Raw genomic sequence first — 15,005 nt, 5'->3', positions numbered from 1 at the left:
AAGGCAGGATGGGACAAGGCCGCACGGGCCCAGTTCTTGGTCACGCTCGAAGAACCCGTGCGGCCTCCTTCACGTCACGGCCGGTGACGTCGCCCTCATGGTTGGCGGGCGGGGTCGGGGTCCTCGTCCGACAAGAGGAACGCCGAAACCGCCTCGGTGAACGCCTTGGGCGCTGCGTGGTGGATCAGGTGTCCGACCGGGATGGTGACCGTGTGTCCCCCGGGGATGCGGCGGGCCAGCTCGGCGATGCCGTCCTGGGGGACATGGCTGCGTGGACCGCCGGCCACAACGAGAGTCTCGGCTGTGATCTGGCTGAGCCGCTCCAGCCACCTCGGGTCAGGCAGGTCGATCTGCCTCCTGACGGCCAGCACCATCTCCCAGTCGAAGGCCAGGTCGCCGTCCGGCCGGGTCGGTGTGGTCGGCTCCCGGGGACGCGGAACCGGAACGTCCTCCAGGACGAGTCGACTCACCCGCTGCGGATGCTCCTCCGCGAACAGGTAGGCCACGATCCCACCCATGGAGTGCCCGATCAGGTCCACCCGGCCAAGCCCCAGTGCCTCCAGGAACCGGAGCACATCGGTCTGCATGAGTTCGAGGGAGTACTTCCCTGGCCAATCGCTTTGGCCGTGACCGCGAAGATCGAGAGCGTAAACCCGTCGGCTGCGGGCGAGGGCAGGTGCCACCATGTCCCAGTCGGTGGCGTCCTCGCCCAACGCATGCATCAGGACGAGCGGGGCAGCGTCCAGCGGACCCGACACCTGATAGGCCAGCCGGATGCCTCCCACGTCGACCGAGTGATGATCAACCATGTCCGGAGGATATGCGCAGAGGTCCTGGCGGAGGTCCGGCGTTCACCAGCGGCCGAACCCAGCTACCTGTCAGCACCTCGGATCACCCCGTTGTCCACATCAACAACACGGGCGCAAGGTCGCCACACGAGCCGCCGGACGGTCCCCCTAGTCCTTGTCCTAGTCCTCGTCCCGCAGCCGCCGCCAGATGCGGGTGCGGTGCAGTACGTAGAAGGCCACGAACAGGACGGCCACCTGAAGCCCCACGGCGAGCAGCCAGAAGACGACCTTGCTCTCCAGCTCGTCGGTCAGGTAGGTGAAGTTCATACCGAAGAATCCGCTCAGGAACGTCAGCGGCAGGAAGATCGTCGACACGATGGCCAGCCGGTTGATCACGCCGTTCTGCTCGCCCGCGGCGAGGGAGGAGTAGCTGGAGAAAGCACGACGGGAGGCATCCTGGAGGGACTCGATATTCGCCAGGACCAGCCTCGCCGCGTGGCTGAACTCCTGGGCGAGTCTTTGCCGCTCCTCCGGGAAGCTGGGGTTCAGCATCCGGCGGGTGAAGACCTCGTCCACCACCTGAAGATAGGGAAGCAGCGAGTGGTGCAGGAGGGCTGAGCGCCGTCGCAGCATTGACAGGCGGTAGACCTGTTCGGGGCGCCGTTCCTGGAACATGTCGTCCTCGAGTTCCTCCACCAGCAGCAGGTCATGCACGGCGGCCCGGCGGAAGGTCGCCAGCGCCTCCTGGAGCAGCAGGAAGAGCACGGCCACGATGTCGGGGGGCCTCTCGTGCCGGAGCTGCGCGGAGATGTTCGACGCCAGGCCCGCCTGGCCGTGGTGAACGGTGACAAGGAACTGCTCGGTCACCAGCGCGTGGATGTAAGCGACCTGGTCGTCGTGGATCACGGGGACGACGAAGCCGGCCTTGTGCCCCAGGAAATCGACCCGCGCGGGCTCGTCCTTCCTGCCGAACCAGTCCAGGTCGTCAGCCTCCAGGCCGAGCTGACGGGCCACAGACTCGCCATCTGCCGGCGCTTCTTCGGGCAGCTCGACGTCGACGATCAGAAAGCGGGCCGCGGCGAGCCGCTCACGTGCCTCAGCCATGTCCGTACGGGTGACGGTCACCTCTGGCATTGACACCATCGTTACGATCATGGCCCTCACCGTTGGTTACGACTCCGAGGGTCCCAGCGTGAGTGCGGTCCGGTATCTCCGCACTCGGACACCGTCATGTGCGGCACCGCGCGGACCGGACGGGTGACGAGATCACTCGCAGGAGGCGACGAGGGTGGCCTGCCCTGCTTGGTGCGGACAGAAGCTCTCAGAGTGAGAGCCATCCACCGGACCGGCTGCCGTCCTCGGCCTTCAGCACCTGCCTTCGCACGTGACCGCCCGGACAAGTCCCAGCCGCTTCCTGATGGTTGTGGCGCGCACCATCCACCGGTCTAGACAACAAACAACGCCCGAGTCCATGGCCTGGGGGCTCATTTGGAGCGGGTGACGAGAGTCGAACTCGCGCTCTCAGCTTGGGAATGATGGCGCTCGTGGAAGCGTAGTCCTTCTGACCTGGCCATACAGGCTCCGGCGCGGCGCTCGGAATGCGGGAGCGCACCGCTGTTGACCATGGTTGACCGTTCCTGGAACTCCTATCGCAATGACTTCAGGCATCTCCAGCAGATGAGTGCGCTTCCGAGGGTGACGAAGGCTCATGAAGCGCCCTCCAAGGTCGCGGGCCGCATGCTGTCGACTGCCCGGACCATCCCGGAACCCCTTGGTGCCGCCACTCTTGACGGTGGTTCCGAGGGCTTTCATACTGGCGGCCAAATCGATTTGGCCAAATCGATTTGGCTCTCCGTCCAGGGCCGGATCGCGGCTGAAATCCGAGCGTGCCGTACGCCCGAACGGAGCCCGAACATGCCCAGTCCCCGTCAGAGCCGGCCACCGGCCGACCAACCGCTGGCCCCCGGTCCTGCAGCCACGCACCCGGAAGGCGAGCCCACCGCCCATCCCTCCGAGAACTCCGACACCTCCAAGATCTCCGCCACCTCCGACACCTCCGACACCTCCGAGACCTCCGAGACCTCCGAGACCGTCAACTCCCAGCTCACGCAGACAGTCGACCCGGATGAGTGCCCCCGTCCCGAGAGTGCCCGTCCCGACACCACCGGGTCCTCGGCCGGCAAAGATGCCCCACTCGGCGTGCACCCCGTGGACGAGTCGCGCCCCCTGGGGCGGATCCTGCTCTTCGGGATCCAGCACGTCCTCGTGATGGCCGCCACCCCCATCTCGGCGATCTTCCTGATGAGCGCCACCCTCGGGCTCAGCGCCGGTCTCACCGTCGATCTGCTCTCGGCGGCCTTTGTGCTGTCCGGCGTGGGATCGCTGATCCAGTCGCTCGGGCCCTGGAAGTTCGGGCCGCGGCTGCCCTTCGTGATGCTGCCGGGCGGGGCTCCGCTCATCCTGTTCCTCGCGATCGCCGAGCAGCACGGCGTGCGCATCGCCACCGGTGCGGTGGTCCTGACGGCGGTGTTCTCCTTCGTCGTACTGCCGGTCTTCTCCCGGCTGCTCGCGTATTTTCCCGCCCTGGTCATCGGCACGATGATCGTCATCGTCGGCGTCAATCTGGTGAAGGTCGGAGCGGTCCTCGTCACGGGACAGCCCGGCTCGCCCGGCTTCGCGAATCCCACCAACCTCGGTCTCGGCATGGCGACGATCGGGTTCACCGTCGTCTTCTACCTGCTCTTCACCGGCATCCTGCGCCAACTGGCCGTCATGCTCGGCCTGTTCGCCGGCACCGCGCTCGCCGCCGCGGTCGGCGCGATCGACGGCGCAGGTGCCACAGGCGGCGCACTGGTGAACCTGCCGCACCTGATGCCCTTCGGCTCACCCGAGTTCAACCTCGTCGCCGCCCTGCCGCTGATGCTCTACAGCCTGGCCTCCATGGCCGAAGCCACCGGGCAGACCGTCATCAACGCCGAGGCCGTCGGCAAGAAGATCGACAAGCGGACCGACGTGCCGAAGACCGTCCGCGGTGACGCACTCACCTCGCTCTTCGGCGGATTCTTCGGCCTGCCACTCATGGTCACCAGCGGGGAGAACATCGGCATCGTCCGCGTCACCGGCGTCCGCAGCCGGTTCGTCACCGCCGCGGCCGGAGTCATACTCATCATCATCGGATTCCTGGCACCCGTCACCCGTGCGATCAGCGTGATCCCCACCGCCGTCGTCGGCGGCACGGCCATGGTCGTCTTCGCCGTCATCACCGTGCTCGGCATCCAGATGCTCGGCCGCTCCGACCTCGACAAGCACACCAGCACCTTCATATGCGCCGTCGCTCTCGCACTGGGGCTCCTGCCCATACTCGTCCCCGGCGTGTACGGGGCGTTCCCGCCGAACGTCCGCATCCTCCTCGAAAGCGGCGTCGCCGTCGGCACGTTCACCGCCGCCGTTCTCAACATCCTCTTCCACCATGTCAGGCCCGGCGTCGCCGCCCGTCTGACCACCGCGCGCGCAGAAGGCGACCGTTGACTCCTCCCCCTCGTAAGGGGGATTCCTAGCTCACGTCGCCTGCCCCCCGGCGGGGGTGCAGGTCTTACACGATCAGCACTAGCCGGGTGGAAGACCAGCCCGGACCAGCATCACGCGGGCGGAGTTCTTGTCTCTCGGCGAGACGGCTCCGCATGCGGTGCAGGCATACGTTCGTTCGGAAAGAGGTAGTGCGTGCTTGGTTCTCGCTCCGCACTGCGCGCAGTCCATCGTGGTGTGCGCGGGGTGTACCACATGAATGGTCCGGCCGTGCTTCCTCGCCATCTCGACGAGCGCCGCCTTGGTGGCGCCGATCGCGGCATCTGCTGCTTTCCCGGCCATGGTCGACTTCGCGAGGAACTTCGGCTTGAAGTCCTCGATGGCCAAGGCGTCGTGGTCGCGGACGACCTTCTTGGCCCACTTGCGGCTGGTGTCCTGCCGCTGGGCCGCGACCTTACGGTGCAGTTTCGCCCTCTGCCGCTTTGCCTCGCGGTATCCCTTCGATGCGGCCTGTCCCTTCGCAGGGCGGCGCCGGGCCATCATCCGCTGATAGCGGGCAAGTTTCTGCCCGGCTGTGCGCCCGTGCTGGGAATGGGGAAGGTCGTGGTCGTCGGATGTGGTGGTCGCGGTCTCCTTGACGCCCCAGTCGATGCCGATCACGCGACCGGTTGCGGGCAGCTTCTCGGTCTGTGCGGGGACGACGAAGGACGCCCACCAGTGCCCCACCGCATCGCGGTACACGCGCACCGACGAGGGCGGTTCGGGCAGCTCGCGCGACCACACCGGGCGCACCACGATTTGGCCGGCGAGATGCAGACGGCCGTCCTTGAGGCGGAACCCTCGCTTGGTGTATTCGAGGGTGGGCAGCGCTTCGCGCTTCTTCTTGTACTTCGGCATCCCGGCCCGCTGCCGCATCGGCAACCGCGCCTTGATGTCCTTGAGGGCCTTCGCGCGCGACTTGCCGAAGTCGCGTATCAGCTGCTGCTGAGGAACGCAGGCACCATCGGCCAGCCACGGCGTGCGCGATCGGGCCTCGGTCAGCATCGCCGCGAGCTGGACCGGCCCACACGTCGTCTTCTCGCCGGTCGCCCGGTTGTGCGCGTGGACGGCCTTGGACTTGGCGACGCACTCATTCCACACCCAACGTGCCCGGTCCCACTCGGCTTCGAGCGCAGTGCGGGCCGACGCCGACAGACGCACGCGGTAGGTGTACCGGCAATGGCCGGCCGCCTGCGTGGTCGCTTCTGTCGTCATGCATCGGAACCTACCTGGGAGGACTGACAGTTGAGCCCTCTTGCTCATTGCGGTGTCCCTCGCCAGCGGTTTCGGTGTACGCCGATCCGCCCTGGCGGCGAATCCGCTTTCCCTGCCCCGCTCACGCGGGAGCTGCATTTCCTCCTCCGGCTAAAGCCGGGGATATCCACGAAGGAAAAACGATGAACCGATCCGACCGCGATTTCCTCGCCGGCCCCGGCCCGCTCCTTCTCGTACCGGACGCAGTCCTGCTGCCCGAAGGCCCCGCCGACGGCTGGGCCGTCACGATCGACGACGGTCGCTTCGAAGCCGTCGGACCGGCGGACGAACTGGAGGGCGCGCACCCGCAGTTGCCAGCCGTTCGGCTGCCCGGCCATCTGCTGATGCCGGGGTTCGTCGACGCCCACCACCACCTCACCCAGAGCTTCGGCTCCGCACTCGCCTTCGGGGAGCCCTCCGAGATCTTCCGCCGGGTCTGGGTACCGCTGGAAGGCGCGCTGGACGAGGAATCGGCCTACACCGCGGCCAAGCTGGCCGCCCTCGAAGCGCTGCGCGGCGGATTCACCACCGTCACCGACGCTGGCACGCGCGCCGGTGTCGACGTGGACGTGGTCGCGTCCGCCGCGCGTGACGCCGGAATCCGCTGCGTCCTCGGACTCGTCTGCAACGACGCGGACGAGGACGCGACGGACCCCCCGGCCGTTGTCGAGCACGCCGAAAAGCACCTCGCCCGCTACGACGGCGATCCGCTCGTCCATCCGTCCCTGGCCGTCTCCATCCCTGAGGCGGCCACCGAACGCACCCTGCACGCCACCGCCCGCCTCGCCGCCGAGGCCGGGGCCGTCGTCCAGATTCATGTCAACGAGCACCTCGCCGGCGTGGAACGTTCCCTCGTACGACACGGGCTGCGGCCCCTCGAACACCTGCACCGCGTCGGCGCGCTCGGCCCCCAACTGCTCGCCGCGCACGCCACGATGCTCACGCCGCGCGAGCTGACCCTGCTCGCCGACACAGGAACCGCCGTCAGCTATAACCCCGTCGCCAGTGCGTGGAAGGGCAACGCGGTCGCGCCCGCGACCGCCATGGCCGAGCGTGGCATCCGCTTCGGGCTCGGCACCGACGGCACCCGCGGCGACGGCTTCCGGCTCGCGGAGGCCGCCGAGTTCGCGCAGCGCCTCGCGTACGGTCTGGCGACCGGTGACTCGTCGTGCGGTGCGGGCTGGACGTGGCTGGAGCGCGCCAACCGGGGCGGTGCGGATGCCGTTGGGCTGGGCGCCCGCACCGGCACCGTCGCCCAGGGCATGGCGGCCGACTTCCTTCTCGTCGACGTCGACACCCCGGAGCTCGCGCTCTCCTGGGACCTGCCGTGGGAACTCGTGCGACGCGGCAACCGGGACCAGATCGCCGCCGTCTTCGTCGCCGGGCGACTGCGTATGTGGCACGGCCGGCCGGTCGGCTGGGACGGGCCAGAGTTGGTGAGACGCGCGGTCGAACTGGCCCGCGCTGCCGTCGCCAGGGCGAACGTCACCCGGGCGCACCCCACTTCCACGGCAGCACGGGCGCTGATCTGGTCACAGGAGCGGAGGACGACGCTGTGAGTACGCAGATACTGGTGGTCCTCGCCGTGACGGTGGCCATCGCCGCGTTCGTCCAGGGCAGCAGTGGACTGGGCTTCGCGCTGATCGTCGCGCCCGTGGCCGGAATCCTCGATCCCGGCCTGGTCCCGGTCTTCGTCCTCGGCTCGATGATCCCGCTCAACCTGTACGTCGCCTGGCGCGAACGATCCTCGCTCGACCTGCGCGGCGCGGGCTGGATCACCGGGGCGCGGCTCGCCGCCACCCCGGCCGGTCTTGCGGTGCTCTGGCTGATCCCGGAACGCAGCCTCGGCCTGTTCGTGGGCGGCGCCACTGTGCTCGCGGCCGTCGCGAGCCTGACCGTACCCGCGTTCACGCCCGGGCGGGCCGCATACGTCGGCGCGGGCGCGGTGACCGGGCTGACCGAGACCGCGACCGGCGTCGGCGGGCCTCCGCTCGCGCTGGTCTACCAGCACCGGCCGCCCGCCGAACTGCGCTCCACGGTCGCCGCGTGCTTCCTCGTCGGGGAAGTCGCCTCCCTGGCACTGCTGTTCGCGACAGGAAAAGCACAGGTCACTGAGCTCGGCCAGGCAGCCGCGCTGCTCCCCGCGATCGCCGTCGGCGCGTGGCTCAGCCGCCTGGTCCACCACCGTCTGGACGCACGCAGGATGCGTCTGTTCGTGCTGGTCTTCGCATTGGTCTCCGGGCTCGTCCTGATGCTCCGGGCCTGACGTGGCCGCGACGGCAGCAGCCACGATCTGGGCGTGCCCCGAAGCGGCTCGGGAGGCCCTTTGGGTCTGTGGCGTCGCTGCTGGTCACAGGGCTGCTTCTGCGTACTCGACGGTTGCCTGTCCACGGATGGTCCACGGGCACTGATGCCTACCTGCATGTGCCGAACTGGTACTGCGGGACGAGTCGGGGTGGGGGGCTGCTGCTGGTGGAGGTACTCGCGGAAAGGTGGGTTGTGGGGGCGCGCGGGGTGGGCGGGATCGTGAGGCGCAAGTTCACCCTGATGGACGGGGGAGCCATCCGTGACGCGCGCGCGTGACGCCGACACGCCAGGCGTCGGTTCCCGATTCAACGATTTTTCGCTACATAAGGCGCCTTTAATGGCGAGTCGGACGTAACGGCGCATTGCGGACGTCAACATGCATATGTCCGACCCAGGCAGGCGCATGAGGCACCTGCCGTGAAAGGAGCATGGAATGCAGGTTTCCCGTTTTGTCGCCGCGCTGGGCGTCGCGGGCGCCATCCTGGTGGGCGGCGCCACTGGCGCCAGCGCCGCCGCCGCGCCTCCGGTGGCATCTCATGCCGCGCATGACCGTGGTGACGGCCACGGTGACAACTACAGGCGCGGCGACCACGACGGCCGCTGGGGTCACCACCGTGGCGACCGTGACGGCCGCTGGGGCCACCACCGCGACAGCCGCTGGGGCCACCACCACGATGGCCGCTGGGGTCACCACCGTGGCGACCGTGACGGCCGCTGGGGCCACCACCGCGACAGCCGCTGGGGTCACGACCGCTACAACCACCGCTGACCGTCCTTGGGGGTGCCCTTCCGCTGTTGGGGAAGGGCACCCCTTCCGCGTCCTCCACATGCCTTCGGCCGCATCGACACCCGCGGCCGGCCAAGATCCACGATCCGCTCGATGCCGACCGCAGGGATCTGGGTCAGCACATTGGTGTCGTGCAGGAGTTCAATGCCCGCCGGGTGCTGGACATCGCCTGCAGGGACGGGCGCGCGACACCAGCTTTAAGTTCGATCCAGCAGCCACACTGGTCGACTGCGGCGAGACTTGCACGACACCCATGACCGCCCGAAGTTGCCGACGTCCGGCACCGTTGATGTCAGCCGGTGACGCCAGGCGACACTGCCTGGTCGGTTACGGGCGGCGGTAGGCGGCACGGTCGGTTCCGGGTTCCTGGTACCAGGGCCAAGGGTCCCGGGCTCACGTGCCAGGGGAGCGGAAGGTGACTTGCCGACGAGCGGCCTCGTCGATCTCATCGAGGGTGAGGAGAGGGGTGGCCCGGGTGTGGAGAGCTCCGCTGGCCTTGACGGTGAGGCTGACGGCGGCCATGGAGACCGGGTCGGGGAAGTCGACGATAAGCACGATGTCGTCCTCCCCGAAGGCGAAGTACATGGCCTCGACCTGCCCGCCGAGGTTGGTGACGACATGGTCGACGGCGGCGCGACGGCCACTCGCGCCTTCCTTGAGCAGACCCTTGGTGCCCTCGGGCGTGTAGGTGGCCTGGATGAGGAACTTCGGCATAGGGATGCTTCCTGCCCATCGTTTGTCCGGTGTGGAATGGCCTTCCCGCTTCCACACCGGCCGCTACGCGCGGAACGGCTGGGTTCACTCGTTAGAACGTCAACTTGACCCGGCCGTGAAGGGCCGGGCTTGGAGGTAGCGCCCAACTGGCTGCTGGGTGGGCTCCTCCGTCCAGACACCTTTATGGGGTGGCAGGGACGCGTGACTCACGCCCCGCAGTCCACACAGCCTCGCCCTTGCGGGCGATGTTGTGGGAAGCGTCCCGGTCTGCATGGGCAACGATCCCGCAGTTCCGGCAGGTGAAGAGGGCCTGGCTTGCCCGGTTCTTCTTGTCGATGTGGCCGCACTCGCAGCACTGCTGCGAGGTGTAGGCGGGATCGACGAAGACCACGGGGACGCCGGCCCTGCGGGCCTTGTAGACGATGAAGTCTGCGAGCTGGGCAAAGGCCCAGGAATGGAGCGCGACCCGTTGAGGCTTGCGGACCCGTGCCCTCTGCCGGATTCCCTTGAGATCTTCCAGGGAGATTCCGGCCGAGGTGCGTTCAGCCTCGGTCACGAACGTCTTGGCGATGCTGTGGTTCTGGTTCTTCGCGTGGCGCTGTTCGCGCCGGTTGCGCTTCTTCAACAGCCGCTTCGCGGACTTGGTGCCCTTGGCCTGGAGTTTCTTGCGCAGGTCGGAGTGCCGCTTACGGTGGCGGTTCAGGCCGCGCCGGCAGATTTGTGGCCGGTGGATGTGGTGGCGATGTTGGCGATTCCCAGGTCCACGCCCATGAAGTAGTCGGGCTCGTACTGCTCGGCCTCGGGAACGTCACACGTCGCGAGCAGGTAGAACACGCCGTCGCGCTCGATCAGATCCGATTCGCCCTGCCGGTGGTCCCGGAGCGTCTTGAGTGCGTCAGGCGAGCAGGCGAAGCGGACGTTCTTGATGCGCCCGGAGGTTGTCCAGATGCTCACCGCCTGCGCGTCGTACTGCCAGCTCAAACACCGGTCGTCATACGGTTGCGCGGCCTCGGGCCTAAAAGCGATGGGCTTGGACTCGGACTTGGTACGGCCCTTCGATCCAGGCTTGCCGAGGTTCCCTGCGCGGATGTTGACCCTGAGCGTCGTGTAGGCGTCGCGGGTCTTCTTGATGACGTGCTGGGCGACCTGCGCCCCCAGTCCCGCGACCGCAGTTCGCCGTAGGTGTGCTTGCGCAGCTCGTACTCACGCGGGACACCGTGCTCGAACGCCACCGCCGACACCCAGTTCGCGGCCTCGTTGACCGTGTGCAGCGTCACCGACAGCGCGGCGGCCTGCTCGGCCTCCGGCATCAGCTTCACTTGCACGACGATCTTCACACGGGCGATCGTATTGACCTATGTCACCATGCTGGGAGCCAAACCCCAATATTCGCAGGGGTCGCACGGTCATCCACACCCTCCACGCCCACTTGGTCTTCACACCCAAATACCGGCGCGGACCGTTCACTGAACCGTTCCGGGTTTGATCGAGAGGGTCAGCTGCTGGTGTCATCCGCTACATGCAGCCTTGACGGACGAACCCCGCCGTTTACGCCTCAGATCCTTGCCACCAGTTCAGCGGCTCTCCGTCCGGTCCGAACACGTTACTGAAGCCCCACTCGACCAGCGCGCTCACGCCTGCTGTCCACGTCCCCATCACGGCCTCGACCGCAGGGAATCCGGCAGCGGCCGGCACCGTCACGACGATGAACCGCCGGTCGGCAGGCGCCTCCACCAGGCCGCCCAGAGGGATGAAGGCGCTGGTCAGGGATTCCAACGACTCAGCATCGAAGGGCGGATCGCCGAATGCTTGGATGCAAAGGTTCGGGCCTCGTCGCTCAATCTGGAACAGACCATCGGCGTCGATCTTCAGCAAGTCTCCGGCCGCGCAGCCCTCGACCATGCCAGGGCTACCCGTCAGTTCATAGCTGCCGGGACTGACGGCCCTGGCAGGAAGCGTCTCGAACACTGGCTTCCCAGAACTGGCAAAGCCAGCGCGGAGCGCCACGTGGCAGTGGTCGGAGGGCGCTGGGCTCTCGATGCTCATTTCAGCATCCTCGCAAAGTCGGTCCGAGCTGGGGAACTCGACCTCCTTCGTGGATCATCTGACCACCTGCTGCCACTGCCCGACTGCCTCCGCCATCACCCTCCCCCGGCTTCCATCCCGTCTGCCGTCGGCCCACACACCTTGGAGCGGGCGTGGTTCCTGGCGTCCAGGTGGAGCGCGCCACTGTACGAACGACTGTGAGGATTGGTCATGGCACCGCTCGGCGGCCTGACCCACCGAACGATTGACGCTTCGGGCTGTCTTTTCCAGGAATCGTCGGCGGTCTGGGCGGTGCCGCTCTGCACGCGGCCGGTCGAGCGCCTGTGACCTCATAGGAGCCCGGCCAAAGGTCCCATCACAGTCTTGTCCTGACGCCCGACCGGCCCGTGCGATCCCTCGCGTATCGCACGGAAGGACAGCAGTTCCCAGCATGGCAGATCAGATCGCAGTGGTCGGCGGCGTGGACACCCACACCGACTTCCACCAGGCAGCCGTTATTGACACTATTGGCCGGCACCTGGCCACCGCTTCGTTCCCCACCACTCCCGACGGCTACCGGCGCCTGCTGGAGTGGTTGCGCTTGCACGGTGACGTGCTCGCCGTCGGGGTTGAGGGGACCGGCGCCTACGGCTCCGAACTCGCCCGGTTCCTTGGGAGGAACGAGGTGAGCCTGGTCGACGTCGACCGCCCTGACCGCAAGGCCCGCCGGGCCAACGGCAAGTCCGACCCTGTCGATGCCTACGCCGCCGCGACCGCCGTCCTGTCCGGCCGTGCCCACGGCCAGCCCAAGACCCGCGACGGCATCGTGGAGGCCATCCGGTCCCTACGGGTGGTCCGCCGCTCGGCTATCAAGTCCCGTACTCAGACGATCAACCAGATCCGCACGCTCATCGTCTCCGCCCCCGCAGGCGTCCGGGAACGACTGCGCGGCCTGCCCACCTACCAGTTGATTGCGCAGCTTGCCCGCTCTCGCCCCGGCGCGGACCTCGCCGACCCGACCTGCGCAGTTCGAACCGCGCTGCGACGTCTGGCCCGCCGCTACCAGCACCTCACCGAGGAGATAGCCGAGGCCGACGCCGAACTCGACCCCCTGGTCGCGCAAGCGGCTCCCGGGCTGGTGGATTTGACCGGTGTGGGCACCGAGACGGCCGCCCAACTCCTGATTACCGCAGGCGACAACCCCGACCGGCTGAAGTCCGAAGCTTCCTTCGCCCACCTGTGCGGGGCGGCCCCCATCTCCGCCAGTTCAGGCCGGACCAACCGCCACCGCCTCAACCGCGGCGGTGACCGCCAGGCCAACCATGCCCTCCACACGATCGCCCTCGTGCGGATGCGCTACGACCCCCGCACCCGGCTCTACGTCGCGCGACGCACTGCCGAAGGCATGTCGAAGAAGGACATCTTCCGCTGCCTCAAACGCTTCATTGCGCGAGAGGTCTACAAGCATCTGACCAGCATGAACATCCCACGGCTACACCTCCTACAGGCCGCTTGACGATCTATAGGAGCTTCCTGGACGCCAGGGGCCGCGTCTGCTCGGCTCCGCCTGGGTCGATGGCAGACGGGATGGGAACTCCCCCGCGCACGCCACGACGGGCCGGCACCCGCGTACAGCGCCCCTCCATCCCAGAGTCTGAGCGTCCCCGCCGGAGGCATGGCCCTGGTCTGGGTCCGCTTCATGCGGTGATCGCCGATTGGCCTTCGGCCCTATCCACGTGGGCGGGCGTCGGCGCAGCCGGGGCGGAGCGGGCCGAAGGCAGGAGCGGCGCCCCAGAGCGGAGCCGGGAAGCCCGCCCGGCGGAGTGGAGCGCAGCCGGGTGCTTGATGAGGTAGAGAAACTCGTACCAGCTCTACGGCTCTGAGCAGTGTCTTGTCTCGGTTGATGCTTGACGTTGTGGCTTCACCTGATGCTTGACACCGCTTGCCTCGGCTTGGCTGTGCGATCGTTTGTGAGAGGGCACACGAGGTCCAGAGCTGGCACTCCTGTACCTGGGGTCCGAGGATGCTCGCATGAAGGTGCCGATCGGCCGCCCGAGTTTGCGGCCCTACCTGCCTTACCAGCAGCGCACTGCAGCGCACCGTGAGGGGCTGAGCGCTCACTTCTTGGGCACCAGTTCAGTACTGCTGTCGGACGGGCAGACCTCGGTGCTCAGCGACGGGTTCGTCACCCGCCCGGGGATGATGCGCGTGGGCATGGGCAAGATCGCCCCGAACCGCGCGCTGGTCCGTGCCGCCATCGAGCGGCTGCGGGTGGACAACCTCGCCGCTGTGGTGTGCGCGCATTCCCACTACGACCACGCCCTCGACGCACCGGTCTGGGCGCTGGAGACCGGCGCCGACCTGGTCGGGTCGGAGTCCACCGCCAACATCGGGCGCGGCCTGGGGGTCCCCGAGTCGTCCTTGCGGGTGGTCGGCGATGGCGACACCGTGACCTACGGCAGCTTCACGCTGACCTTCCTGGACTCCGTGCACAGCCCGGGCGACCACTACCCCGGTACCGTTGACCAGCCCTTGGTCCCGCCGGCTCGCGCCGGTGCCTGGAAGACCGGCACCGCCTACTCCGTGCTCGTCACCCACCCCTACGGCCGCGTGCTGTTGCACGCCAGCGCCAACTACCGGCTCGGTGCGCTGCGCGGTCATCACGCCGACGTCGTATACCTGGGAGTCGGCATGCTGGGCAAGCAGCCCGCCGAGTTCCTTCAGACCTACTGGGACGAGGTGGTGGCCGCGACCGGGGCCAGGCGGGTCATCCTGGTGCACTGGGACGACTTCTTCTTGGGCCTGGACCGGCCACTGCGCCCCATGCCCTACCTGCTCGACGACCTCGACACCACCATGAGCCGACTGCTGCTCCTGGCGCGCCGTGACGGCGTCGACGTTGTCCTGCCCGTCTCCTGGCAGCCCAGTGCCCCCCTCACCGGTCTTGCGTGAGCTCGGCTGCGTAAGCCCCTGGAATCGGCGGAGCACGTCGATTACCCGGCCAACGCTGCGAGACGAGCCACTGGGAACCGACAAGCATCAACTGAAATACATTCGTCAAGGATCAACTGAACCTAGACATACGGCTCTGAGCAGTTGGACTGCTTGCCGTCCGGGTCGGTGAGGTTGCGTCCGACATGGGTTCGGATGTGGGGCGCGCCAGATCGTCGGTCAGGGCACCTGCGATGCGGACGCTGCAGGCCTCGCTCATCGCAGCCATGGCTTCGTCCGGAGAGGGGACACCAAGACGCGAAAGTCCCGGCGCACGCTCGCCCTGGCGGCACGTTGCGTAGAGGTCCTGTGGGCCCAGCTCGAGGACCAGGGCTGGGAGCGCCTCGCCGCCGGTGACGACTGGGAGGAGAACGGGCTCGTCATCTCCTCGGCCGTCGGCAGACCGTTGGATGCGCCCAACGTCCGTCCTGCCTTCCGGGTGGCGCTCAAGGACGCCGAGGGGATCAATGCCGACGACTGGACACCTGGGGAGCTGCGGCACAGCTTCGTCTCGCTGCTCTCCGACAGTGGCGTGCCGGTGGATTTTGCGTGCCTACTACCAGTAGCTCAGGTCT

At 67.7% G+C, this 15,005-nt stretch carries 10 protein-coding genes and 4 pseudogenes; 8 read left to right on the top strand and 6 right to left on the bottom strand.

Annotation, left to right across the window (positions count from 1 at the left end; translation table 11 throughout):
• Positions 1-95: 95 nt before the first annotated feature.
• On the bottom strand, positions 96-809 hold the full coding sequence (locus tag CG723_RS27905; RefSeq protein ID WP_100596263.1) for an alpha/beta fold hydrolase: 714 nt from the start codon (positions 807-809) through the stop codon (positions 96-98).
• A gap of 159 nt (positions 810-968) precedes the next feature.
• Entirely contained in the window at positions 969-1,922 is a 954-nt protein-coding gene (locus CG723_RS27900) for a magnesium transporter CorA family protein (RefSeq protein ID WP_100596262.1), read from the bottom strand.
• 780 nt (positions 1,923-2,702) lie between these two features.
• On the opposite strand from CG723_RS27900, the gene CG723_RS27890 reads away from it, so the two are divergent.
• Complete coding sequence (locus tag CG723_RS27890) at positions 2,703-4,316, top strand: uracil-xanthine permease family protein (protein ID WP_234374551.1); 1,614 nt, start codon at positions 2,703-2,705, stop codon at positions 4,314-4,316.
• A 47-nt stretch (positions 4,317-4,363) separates the two neighbouring features.
• On the opposite strand, the pseudogene CG723_RS27885 reads toward CG723_RS27890, so the two are convergent.
• Positions 4,364-5,567: pseudogene (locus CG723_RS27885) on the bottom strand (RNA-guided endonuclease InsQ/TnpB family protein); the annotation flags it as partial.
• Positions 5,568-5,749: 182 nt separating this feature from the next.
• On the opposite strand from CG723_RS27885, the gene CG723_RS27880 reads away from it, so the two are divergent.
• The 3 genes from CG723_RS27880 to CG723_RS27870 all read left to right on the top strand — a co-directional run bounded on the left by CG723_RS27880 (position 5,750) and on the right by CG723_RS27870 (position 8,682).
• Positions 5,750-7,165, top strand: a complete 1,416-nt coding sequence (locus CG723_RS27880) for an amidohydrolase family protein (RefSeq protein ID WP_100596259.1) — start codon at positions 5,750-5,752, stop codon at positions 7,163-7,165.
• Positions 7,162-7,872, top strand: a complete 711-nt coding sequence (locus tag CG723_RS27875; RefSeq protein WP_100596258.1) for a sulfite exporter TauE/SafE family protein — start codon at positions 7,162-7,164, stop codon at positions 7,870-7,872. Before CG723_RS27880 ends, CG723_RS27875 begins: the two co-directional genes overlap by 4 nt.
• A 474-nt stretch (positions 7,873-8,346) precedes the next feature.
• On the top strand, positions 8,347-8,682 hold the full coding sequence (locus CG723_RS27870) for a hypothetical protein (RefSeq protein ID WP_199841920.1): 336 nt from the start codon (positions 8,347-8,349) through the stop codon (positions 8,680-8,682).
• A gap of 411 nt (positions 8,683-9,093) precedes the next feature.
• Here CG723_RS27870 and CG723_RS27865 read toward each other — a convergent pair whose 3' ends face one another.
• On the bottom strand, positions 9,094-9,414 hold the full coding sequence (locus CG723_RS27865) for a GYD domain-containing protein (protein WP_100596257.1): 321 nt from the start codon (positions 9,412-9,414) through the stop codon (positions 9,094-9,096).
• Between the two features lie 181 nt (positions 9,415-9,595).
• Positions 9,596-10,724, bottom strand: a pseudogene (locus tag CG723_RS27860) (RNA-guided endonuclease InsQ/TnpB family protein).
• Positions 10,725-10,771: 47 nt separating this feature from the next.
• Between CG723_RS27860 and CG723_RS49300 the strand changes: the two are divergent.
• A pseudogene (locus tag CG723_RS49300) lies at positions 10,772-10,885 on the top strand (IS200/IS605 family transposase); the annotation flags it as partial.
• A gap of 77 nt (positions 10,886-10,962) precedes the next feature.
• Here CG723_RS49300 and CG723_RS27850 read toward each other — a convergent pair.
• On the bottom strand, positions 10,963-11,460 hold the full coding sequence (locus CG723_RS27850) for a DUF4265 domain-containing protein (RefSeq protein WP_100596256.1): 498 nt from the start codon (positions 11,458-11,460) through the stop codon (positions 10,963-10,965).
• A 430-nt stretch (positions 11,461-11,890) separates the two neighbouring features.
• Here CG723_RS27850 and CG723_RS27845 point away from each other — a divergent pair, with 430 nt between their 5' ends.
• From CG723_RS27845 to CG723_RS27835, 3 genes and pseudogenes are all read left to right on the top strand, one after another.
• Positions 11,891-12,955 (top strand): IS110 family transposase, encoded by a 1,065-nt coding sequence (locus CG723_RS27845; RefSeq protein ID WP_100596255.1) that lies wholly within the window; start codon positions 11,891-11,893, stop codon positions 12,953-12,955.
• A 515-nt stretch (positions 12,956-13,470) separates the two neighbouring features.
• Positions 13,471-14,391: an MBL fold metallo-hydrolase gene (locus CG723_RS27840; protein ID WP_100596254.1), complete on the top strand. Its 921-nt coding sequence runs from the start codon at positions 13,471-13,473 to the stop codon at positions 14,389-14,391.
• 277 nt (positions 14,392-14,668) lie between these two features.
• A pseudogene (locus CG723_RS27835) lies at positions 14,669-14,974 on the top strand (tyrosine-type recombinase/integrase); the annotation flags it as partial.
• Positions 14,975-15,005 lie beyond the last annotated feature (31 nt).

The organism is Streptomyces sp. CB01635 (assembly GCF_002803065.1).
GTDB lineage: Bacteria > Actinomycetota > Actinomycetes > Streptomycetales > Streptomycetaceae > Streptomyces.
Note: the sequence above shows the minus strand (reverse complement) of the source record. Positions and strands in the feature narration are given on the sequence as shown.

Bases quoted from the DNA above. Each gene is read 5' to 3' on its own strand.
- CG723_RS27905 (WP_100596263.1), bottom strand. From the start codon at position 809: ATGGTTGATCATCACTCGGTCGACGTGGGAGGCATCCGGCTGGCCTAT.
- CG723_RS27900 (WP_100596262.1), bottom strand. From the start codon at position 1,922: ATGCCAGAGGTGACCGTCACCCGTACGGACATGGCTGAGGCACGTGAG.
- CG723_RS27890 (WP_234374551.1), top strand. From the start codon at position 2,703: ATGCCCAGTCCCCGTCAGAGCCGGCCACCGGCCGACCAACCGCTGGCC.
- CG723_RS27880 (WP_100596259.1), top strand. From the start codon at position 5,750: ATGAACCGATCCGACCGCGATTTCCTCGCCGGCCCCGGCCCGCTCCTT.
- CG723_RS27870 (WP_199841920.1), top strand. From the start codon at position 8,347: ATGCAGGTTTCCCGTTTTGTCGCCGCGCTGGGCGTCGCGGGCGCCATC.
- CG723_RS27865 (WP_100596257.1), bottom strand. From the start codon at position 9,414: ATGCCGAAGTTCCTCATCCAGGCCACCTACACGCCCGAGGGCACCAAG.
- CG723_RS27850 (WP_100596256.1), bottom strand. From the start codon at position 11,460: ATGAGCATCGAGAGCCCAGCGCCCTCCGACCACTGCCACGTGGCGCTC.
- CG723_RS27845 (WP_100596255.1), top strand. From the start codon at position 11,891: ATGGCAGATCAGATCGCAGTGGTCGGCGGCGTGGACACCCACACCGAC.
- CG723_RS27840 (WP_100596254.1), top strand. From the start codon at position 13,471: ATGAAGGTGCCGATCGGCCGCCCGAGTTTGCGGCCCTACCTGCCTTAC.